7 protein-coding genes are annotated in these 8,684 nt (G+C 71.0%); 3 read left to right on the forward strand and 4 right to left on the reverse strand.

Features of this window, described 5'->3' with window-relative positions:
* Positions 1 to 25: 25 nt before the first annotated feature.
* Positions 26 to 1,450, reverse strand: a complete 1,425-nt coding sequence (locus V6V47_RS27565; RefSeq protein ID WP_334631287.1) for a M1 family metallopeptidase — start codon at positions 1,448 to 1,450, stop codon at positions 26 to 28.
* 319 nt (positions 1,451 to 1,769) lie between these two features.
* Here V6V47_RS27565 and V6V47_RS27570 point away from each other — a divergent pair, with 319 nt between their 5' ends.
* The gene (locus V6V47_RS27570; RefSeq protein ID WP_334631288.1) at positions 1,770 to 2,891 is read left to right on the forward strand and encodes a sugar phosphate isomerase/epimerase family protein; all 1,122 of its coding nucleotides are present in this window, start codon (positions 1,770 to 1,772) and stop codon (positions 2,889 to 2,891) included.
* Between the two features lie 117 nt (positions 2,892 to 3,008).
* Here V6V47_RS27570 and V6V47_RS27575 read toward each other — a convergent pair whose 3' ends face one another.
* Entirely contained in the window at positions 3,009 to 4,127 is a 1,119-nt protein-coding gene (locus V6V47_RS27575; RefSeq protein ID WP_334631289.1) for a GuaB3 family IMP dehydrogenase-related protein, read from the reverse strand.
* Between the two features lie 27 nt (positions 4,128 to 4,154).
* Positions 4,155 to 5,717, reverse strand: coding sequence for an IMP dehydrogenase (gene guaB / locus V6V47_RS27580; protein ID WP_334631290.1), 1,563 nt, complete (start codon positions 5,715 to 5,717; stop codon positions 4,155 to 4,157).
* A 186-nt stretch (positions 5,718 to 5,903) separates the two neighbouring features.
* Between guaB and V6V47_RS27585 the strand changes: the two genes are divergently transcribed.
* On the forward strand, positions 5,904 to 6,323 hold the full coding sequence (locus V6V47_RS27585; protein ID WP_334631291.1) for a DUF5319 domain-containing protein: 420 nt from the start codon (positions 5,904 to 5,906) through the stop codon (positions 6,321 to 6,323).
* A 250-nt stretch (positions 6,324 to 6,573) separates the two neighbouring features.
* On the opposite strand, the gene V6V47_RS27590 is transcribed toward V6V47_RS27585, so the two are convergent.
* Complete coding sequence (locus V6V47_RS27590) at positions 6,574 to 7,386, reverse strand: helix-turn-helix transcriptional regulator (RefSeq protein WP_334631292.1); 813 nt, start codon at positions 7,384 to 7,386, stop codon at positions 6,574 to 6,576.
* 252 nt (positions 7,387 to 7,638) lie between these two features.
* On the opposite strand from V6V47_RS27590, the gene V6V47_RS27595 reads away from it, so the two are divergent.
* Positions 7,639 to 8,022, forward strand: coding sequence for a WhiB family transcriptional regulator (locus V6V47_RS27595; RefSeq protein ID WP_334631293.1), 384 nt, complete (start codon positions 7,639 to 7,641; stop codon positions 8,020 to 8,022).
* Positions 8,023 to 8,684 lie beyond the last annotated feature (662 nt).

Genomic DNA, 8,684 nt, shown 5'->3' on the forward strand with positions numbered 1-8,684 from the left:
CTATCGACAGATGATCACGACCCCGTTACGGCAGCGCGGGTGCCGCGCCCCCCACCAGCCAGGCGTCGAAGAACGAGCGTAGTTGCCGATGGGCGACCCGTTCGGCCAGCGCGACGAAGTCCGCGGTGGTGGCGTTGGCCCCCGCCCGTTCGGTGGTCCAGGTGCGCAGGATGCGGAAGAAGGTGTCGTCGCCGACGGTCCGGCGCAACGCGTGCACGGCGAGTGCGCCGCGCTTGTAGACGGCGGTGCCGAACATCCGCTCCCGACCCGGCTCGACCGACGGTTGCGACCAGTCGGTCTTCGCGTACTGGAGCTCGAAGTTGCGCTGTGCGGTCCGGCCGCCGTCGTGCTCCTCCCACAGCCATTCGGCGTAGCTGGCGAAGCCCTCGTTGAGCCAGATGTCGCCCCACCGGCTCAGTGACACGCTGTCGCCGAACCACTGGTGGGCCAGCTCGTGCGCGACCACACCCGGGTTGGGCTGGTCGCCGGCGAAGAAGGCCGGCCCGTAGACCGGCCTCGACTGGGTCTCCAGGGCATAGCCGACCCGGTCGTCGGCGACCGCGATCCCGCCGTACGAGTCGAACGGGTACGGGCCGAAGCGGCTGGCCAGGAAGTCGACGATCGCCCCGGTACGAGCCAGCGAGCCGGCGGCTCCACCGCTCACCGGCATGCTCGTCGGCACGGCGGTGACCATTGGCCGGCCGGCGTGGGTGCCGGTCACCACCCGGTAGTCACCGATCACCAGGGTGGTCAGGTAGCTGGCCATCGGGGTGCTCTCCGACCAGCGCCAGGTGGTCCAGCCCGCGCTGCTGGTCTTCGGCCCCGGCACGCCGTTGCTCAGCGCGGACAGCCCGTCCGGGACGGTCACCGCGATGTCGTAGCTGGCCTTGTCGGACGGGTGGTCGTTGACCGGGAACCAGGTGGCGGCCGAGTCGGGCTGGCCGACCGCGACCGCGCCGTCGGCGGTGTGCAGGAAACCGCCGCTGCCCAACGCGCCGTCGACGACGGCGGTAGGCACCCCGGCGTACTCGACCGCCACGGTGAACGGTCGGCCGCGCGGCAGCCCGTCCGGCGGGGTCACCACCAGCTCGCCGTCGTCGTGGCGGTACTTCGCCCGGGTGCCGGCGACGGTGACCGCGCCGACGTCCAGCCCGGCCAGGTCCAGGTTGAACCGGGACAGGTCCTGGGTGGCCGTGGCCGTGACGGTGGCCCGGCCGGTCAGCCGGTCGTTCGCCGGGTCGTAGCGGACGTCGAGCTCGTAGTGGGTGACGTCGTAGCCGCCGTTGCCGTGCCCCGGGACGTACGGGTCGCCGGCGTCGGCCGCCCCGGGCCGGAACCCGTCGTGGTCCCCGCGCGTACACCCCGCTCCGCCCACCGTGATCGCACAGGTCAGCGCGGCGACGGCAACGGCCAGGCCGCGGCGGGTCGGAGGCCGTCCGGTCAGGCCCATGCACACTCCTCCCGGTCACGAAGAGCGTAGCCAGCACCATCGGGCGCGAGGCCCGTATCGACGCTCATCAGTTACTTTCGTTGAAACAACCAAAAGTTGGCTTAAATCGATACTTTCTTTTGACTTCGATCGACGTTAGTGTCTGGCTTCAAGCTGTAACACGTTCGGAACATTCGGCTACCACAGGGCCTAGACCCGCCCGAACTCCCGGCCCGGCACGCCGTGGCGGCGGCGTGAAACCGTCCCTTCGCGACCTGACCCTCGTCGCATCTCTGCTGATCGTCATCGACGGCTACCGCCGTCGCGAAAGGTGGAAGACATGCCCGACCACACCGCACCCGACGCCTCATCCCCCGGCCGGCTCAGCCGCCGATCCCTCCTCGCGGCCTCGGCCGGCGCCGCAGCCGCGCTCGGCGCGGCCGGCCTGCCGGTCCTCGCCACCGGCACCCCCGCGCTCGCCCACGGCAAGGACAAGGGAAAGAGCAGACTGCGGGTCGAGCCTCTGATCCCGTCGAAGAACCGCGGCATCATCCTCTACAGCGTCCGGGACCGGATCACCGCCGCGCCCGACGACAGCGGCGTGCCGTACGGCTTCGAGCGGGTCCTCGCCCGGCTCGCCGAGATCGGCTACAAGGAGATCGAGTTCGCCGGCTACAACCAGAGCACCGAGATCCTCGGCCGGCAGATCACCCCGACCGAGATCCGCAAGATCCTCGACGACAACGGCCTGGTCGCCAACGGCACGCACGCCTCCATCCAGGCCGCCACCTTCCAGCAGCAGTTGGATATCGCCGAGGAACTCGGCATGGCCAACATCGGCACCGGCAGCGACCCGACCAGCAGCGCGTACAAGGCCGACTGGGACGCCGCCGCCGACACCTGGAACGAACTGGGCCGCCAGGCCCGCGCCCGCCGCATGCGGCTCTACACGCACAACCACGACGCGGCGTACAGCTTCCTGCTCGACTCCGGGCCGCTGGACGCCCAGGGGCGCCCCACCCGCTCGTCGGGCATCCGGCGGCTGGAGTACTTCTTCGGCAAGACCGACCCGCGGTACGTCTTCTTCGAGCTCGACATCTACTGGGCCTACGTGGCCCGGTACAAGCACCAGAAGTACGTCGACCCGGCCGGCCGGGAGGTGACCGACCTGTTCGACCCGATCCTCACCGTGGCCGACCGGACCACCCGGTTCCCGCTCTTCCACGCCAAGGATGGCGACCGCGACACCAGCGTGCCCAACGGCTACCAGATGACCCCGCTGGGCGAGGGTGACCTCAACTTCCAGCAGTTCTTCCAGACCATCGGCGAACGGGACTTCCACCACGCCAACTGGGAGATGGATACCGCCCCCGGCGGCACCGCCAACCGGGCCCAGTCGCTCGACTTCGCGGCGACCAGCTACCGCAACATGTCCGACCTGACCATCTACCTCAGGAAGTGACCCCGGCGCGGTCAACCTGAACAAAGTCGAGTTCACCGAGGGCTGACGCCCCGGGTACGACGAAGGCCGGCCACGCCGCTGCGGCGGGGCCGGCCTTCCGACGTCTGGACGGACCGGTCAGCGGTCGAGGACCAGGCCGACCTTCTGGAACTCCTTGAGGTCCCGGTAGCCGCACTTGGCCATCGCCCGGCGCAGCCCACCGAACAGGTTGAGCTGGCCGTCGGCCTCGTCGGCCGGGCCGAAGAGCAACTGCTCCATCGACCCGATCGGCTCGCCCGCGACCTCGAAAGCGCCCCGGGGCAGCGACGGGTGGCTGGCCGCCGAGTGCCACCAGGCACCGCCGGCGGGCGCCTCGCTGCACAGCGACAGCGGCTCACCGAGCATCACCGCGTCCGCGCCGCAGCCGAGCGCCTTGGCGATGTCGCCCGAGGTCCGCAGGTCACCGTCGGCGATCAGGTGCACGTAGCGGCCGCCGGTCTCGTCGAGGTAGTCCCGCCGCGCCGCCGCGGCGTCGGCGATCGCGGTGGCCATCGGCACCCGGATCCCCAACACCGACTCGGTGGTCGACCACTCGTCGCCACCGATGCCCACGATCACACCGGCCGCGCCGGTGCGCATGAGGTGCAGCGCGGTCTTGTAGTCGGTGCAGCCGCCGACGATGACCGGCAGGTCGAGGTCGGCGATGAACTCCTTGAGGTTCAGCGGCTCGTCGGTCGTCGACACGTGCTCCGCCGAGACGATGGTGCCCTGGATGACCAGGATGTCGACCCCGGCGTCCAGGATCACCGGGGCCAGCGCCAGGGTGTGCTGCGGGGAGACCCGCACCGCCACCGTGCTACCGCCGGCGCGCAGCTCGCGAACCCGCTCGGCGATCAGGTCGGGGCGGATCGGCTCCGCGTACACCTCCTGGAGCCGCTTGGTGGCGCGGGCGTCCTCGTCGAGGCCGGCCAACTCCTCCAGCACCTTCGTCGGGTTCTCGTAGCGGGTCCACAGCCCCTCGACGTTGAGCACGCCGAGACCACCGAGCTGCCCGAGCCGGACCGCGGACGACGGGCTCATGGTGGCGTCGGAGGGGTGACCAACACACGGGATACCGAACGGGTACGCGTCCAACTGCCAGGCCGTGGAGACGTCGTCGACGTCCCTGGTCCGGCGGCTCGGCACGATGGCGATGTCGTCCAGGTGGTAACCGCGCTGCGCGGTCTTGCCCAGCCCGATCTCGACCACGTCACGCATGGGGGACTCCAGATTGTTGGGGGATGGTCAGCGGGAGTGGTAGTTCGGCGCCTCGACGGTCATCTGGATGTCATGCGGGTGGCTCTCCTTGAGCCCGGCCGCGGTGATCCGGATCAGCTGGCCACGCCGGTGCAGCTCGGGGATGCTCTCCGCGCCGACGTACCCCATCGCGGCGCGCAACCCGCCGGTGAGCTGATGGGCGACCGCGGACAGCGGGCCCCGGTAGGGAACCTGACCCTCGACACCCTCGGGGACCAGCTTGTCCTCGGCAAGCACGTCCTGCTGGAAGTACCGGTCCTTCGAGTACGACTTGGCCTGCCCCCGGGACTGCATCGCGCCGAGCGAGCCCATCCCGCGGTACGCCTTGTACTGCTTGCCGTTGATGAAGATCAGCTCACCCGGGCTCTCCTCGCAGCCAGCGAGCAGGCTGCCGAGCATCACCGTGTCGGCGCCGGCGACCAGCGCCTTGGCGATGTCACCCGAGTACTGGATGCCGCCGTCGCCGATCACCGGCACACCGGCCGGACGGGCGGCCCGGGCCGCCTCCATGATCGCGGTGATCTGCGGCACGCCAACCCCGGCGACGATCCGGGTGGTGCAGATCGCACCCGGACCCACGCCCACCTTGATCCCGTCGGCGCCGGCGTCGACCAGGGCCTTCGCACCGGCGTACGTGGCCACGTTGCCGCCCACGATGTCGATGCCGACGTCCTTCTTGAGCTGGCGGACCATGTCCAGCACAGCCCGCTGGTGGCCGTGCGCGGTGTCCACGATGAGCACGTCCACGCCCGCGTCGACCAGGGTGCGGGCCCGCTTGTACGCGTCCTCGCCCACCCCGACGGCGGCGGCCACCCGCAGCCGGCCCGCGTCGTCCTTGGTGGCGCTCGGGTACTGCTCGCTCTTGGTGAAGTCCTTGACGGTGATCAGGCCACGCAGCCGGCCCGAGTCGTCCACGATCGGGAGCTTCTCGACCTTGTGCCGACGCAGCAGGTCCAGCGCGTCGTCCTTGCGGACCCCGACCGGGGCGGTGATCAACGGGGTGCGGGTCATGATCTCGTGGACCGGAGTGTCCGGCTCGGAGACGAAACGCATGTCGCGGTTGGTGACGATGCCGACCAACTGGCCGTCGCCGTCCACCACCGGCACACCGGAGATCCGGTACCGACCGCACAGCTCGTCGACGTCGCGCAGGGTGTCGTCCGGGCTGGCGGTCACCGGGTTGGTGATCATGCCGGACTCGGAGCGCTTGACCAGGTCGACCTGGAGAGCCTGATCCTCCAGCGAGAGGTTGCGGTGCAGCACGCCGATGCCACCCTGGCGGGCCATGGCGATCGCCATCCGCGCCTCGGTGACGGTGTCCATGGCGCTGGAGAGCAGCGGAACGGTCAGTTCGATGGTGCGGGTGAGTCGGGTGCGAGTGTTGACGCGGCTGGGCACCACGTCCGACTCGCCCGGCTGGAGCAGCACGTCATCGAAGGTGAGGCCGAGCGGAACGACCCGGGCCGAGCCGGCAGGCAGCTCGGGCAGGTGGCCGCCCAGCTCGGCGTGCTCGGCGCCGGCCGGAAGATCGGTGCTGGGCGAATTTTCCACGATTGCTCCCCTGAGCTGCTCGGACGGGCTTCAGCGAGGTGGCGCGCGCCGGCACCGGAACGCGCCACGGTACCGACGCGTCGTCCCATCGTACCCAGTGAGCTGGGCGACCTCCGCCGTGGCGGCCCGGCTCGGCGCGGGGCCGGGGGGCGGACGTCCCCGCCAGGTTGGGTCTACGGTGAGGGGGTGCACGACGAGCCCATCGACCCGTTCAACGGCGACCCGGCCGACCCGACTGCGGGGCTGGACGATCCGGGCGACGACGCGACGCCGGATCCGCTGACCGACGTCGAGCGCCAGGACGTGCTGGAGGACCTCGCCGACCTGGAGATCTACCAGGCGCTGCTGGCACCGATCGGTGTCCGTGGGCTGGTGATCGAATGCGAGGACTGCCGGGAGCCGCACTACTTCGACTGGGACCTGCTCCGGGGTAACCTGCGGCACCTGCTCACCTCAGGTCGACCCCGCGTGCACGAGCCGGCGTACGACCCGGACCCAGACCACTACGTGACCTGGGACTACGCGCGCGGGTACGCCGACGGGGTGCACGACACCCTGACCGAGGGCACCGAGGACGACTCGGACACTCCCGCCTCCACCGACTGACCGCGTTCGCGCTCGCGCGATCGCGCTGTCGCTCGAACCGCAGGAACGCGCTGTAACCAGGATGTAGTGGCCTCCCGGTTCGAGGTAGGCCACTACATCCTGGATCGAGCGCGATCAGGCGCGCGGTGGGCGCGGCGCGGGCTGCGTGCGTGGCGGGGCTAGCGTGCGTGGCGGGCTAGCGTGCGTGGCGGGCTAGCGTGCGTGGCGGGCTAGCGTGCTTTGGCGGGCTAGCGTGCGTTGGCGGTGCGGGTCAGGCGACGAGGCCGGCACGGAAGCCGGCGGCCACCGCATGTGCCCGGTCGCGGGCGCCGAGCTTGCGGAACAGCCGCCGGGCGTGCGTCTTCACGGTGTCCTCCGAGACGAACAGCTCCCGACCGATCTCCGCGTTGCTCTTGCCCTCGGCCATGCCCAGCAAGACCTGTAGCTCCCGCTCGGTGAGCCCGATCGACGCCCGGGCGGTCCGGGCGTTGGGGCGGGCCGGGTCGTTCTGCTCGGCCGTCGACTCACCGGTGGCCGACTCGGCCTCGTCGTCGCCGCGCTGCACCGGTACCGAGGGCACTCCCGCCGCCCCGTCGGCCGGCGCGGCGGCCCAGCCGGGTTCACCGGAGCCGCGCAGGGACGGCGCGGAGCGGCCCGAACCGCCGACCGCCGCAGTGTCCCGGGCGCCGTCGGTGATCCTCTGCCGGGAGGCTCGTCCGGGCGCGGTGAGCAGCAGCAGGGCCTTGGCCACGGCGCTGGTCAGATCGTGGTCGACGTTTTGGATCAGACCCCGGGCACCGGCGCTGATGGTGGCCGCCGCAGCCTCGGATTCCTCGGTGCCGAGCAGCAGCACCGCTGCCTGCGGTGCGCGGGCCAGCACCCGGCGGACGAAGCCCGCGCTGTCCGGCCGGGTGAGGGCCGTGTCAGCCAGCACCACGTCGGCGGGCCGCTCGGCCAGCCGCAGCATCACCTCGGGATCGGAGACGGCGGTACGGACGATGGCGGACAGACCCAGCCGCGCGGCCGCGGAAGTTAGGTGTTGGGCCGCGAGTGGTGTCCGAACGCACACAAGAACGGTACGCACTGTGATCTCCTCTCCGACCACGAGCAGACCATGACGGGGTCGGCTCGGGAGGAGGTTCTCGGCAATCCTCCGAACTTTTCCGACAACTGGGGCAAAAGCCGCAAATTCTGGGGCGTTCTCGATCACACACGTGTGAGTCGGGGAAAGCCCGGGTACCGAGAGGTCCAAGCCGGGAACGGTGCGCCTGCGCGGCCCGCCGCACGGAAGCCGGCCATGAGGATCTCGCGGTGCCGCGCGGAAGGAGGGGTGCTGATGTCGAACGTACGTAGACTGCCCGGACCCATCGTCGATCTCTGGGACTGGCAGCGGCTCGGCGCCTGCCGGGGCCGGGACAGCGCCCAGTTCTTCCACCCCGACGGCGAGCGGGGTTCCTCGCGACTACGTCGGGAGTCCTCCGCCAAAGCGGTCTGCCGCGCCTGCCCGGTGCGCGCCGAGTGTGCCGCGCACGCGCTGTCGGTCCGTGAGCCGTACGGCGTGTGGGGCGGCTTCAGCGAGTCGGAGCGGCTGCGGCTCCTCGCCGTGGGCTGGGAGGACCTGGCCGATCGCCGGCACGCCCGGGTCGACGTGACCCGACTGGAGGCCCGGCTCGGCAGCTCGCACAAGTCGACCCTCCCGGCCCAGCGCAACGTCGCCTGACCATCCCCTGACACCGCGAACCGCGTCCCCACCAGGGGGCGCGGTTTCCGCGTTCCCAGCGCGTCACAGGGCCCCGACGGCACGGCGTTGGGCCCTGACGGCGGCGCTGGGCCGGGTCTTCGACCGGGAGCACGCGGTATTCAACCCCCGAGGACGCACGCAGCCGCGACCCCGGACAAGCGCCGCCCCAACCGCCGGACAAAGTCGGCCCCAACCCCCCGGAGACGCAACCCGACCCAACCTCGGCGACGCAACCCGACCCAACCTCGGCCCCGACCTCGGGCGACGCACCCCGACCCAACCCCGGGCGACGCACCCCGACCCAACCCCGGGCGACGCACCCCGACCCAACCCCGGGTGACGCACCCCGACCCAACCCCGGACGACGCACCCCGACCCAACCCCGGGCGACGCACCCCGACCCAACCCCGGGTGACGCACACCGACCCAACCCCGGGCGACGCCCACGCTTCCGATACCCGGAGTGCGCACGCTTCCGGCCCAAGATCGGCCGCTTCGACCTTGGGCAGGCATGGGCCTGGAGATCTTGGACAGTTTCCGTTCCGCGGGTGGGCTCAACCGGTGGTTGCAACACCGAGGAGTTGGGTCATCTTCTCACCTGGGGTGGCCCAGCCCAGGGTCATGCGGGGGCGGTCGTTGAG

This window comes from Micromonospora sp. CPCC 205539, assembly GCF_036906815.1.
Lineage (GTDB): Bacteria > Actinomycetota > Actinomycetes > Mycobacteriales > Micromonosporaceae > Micromonospora.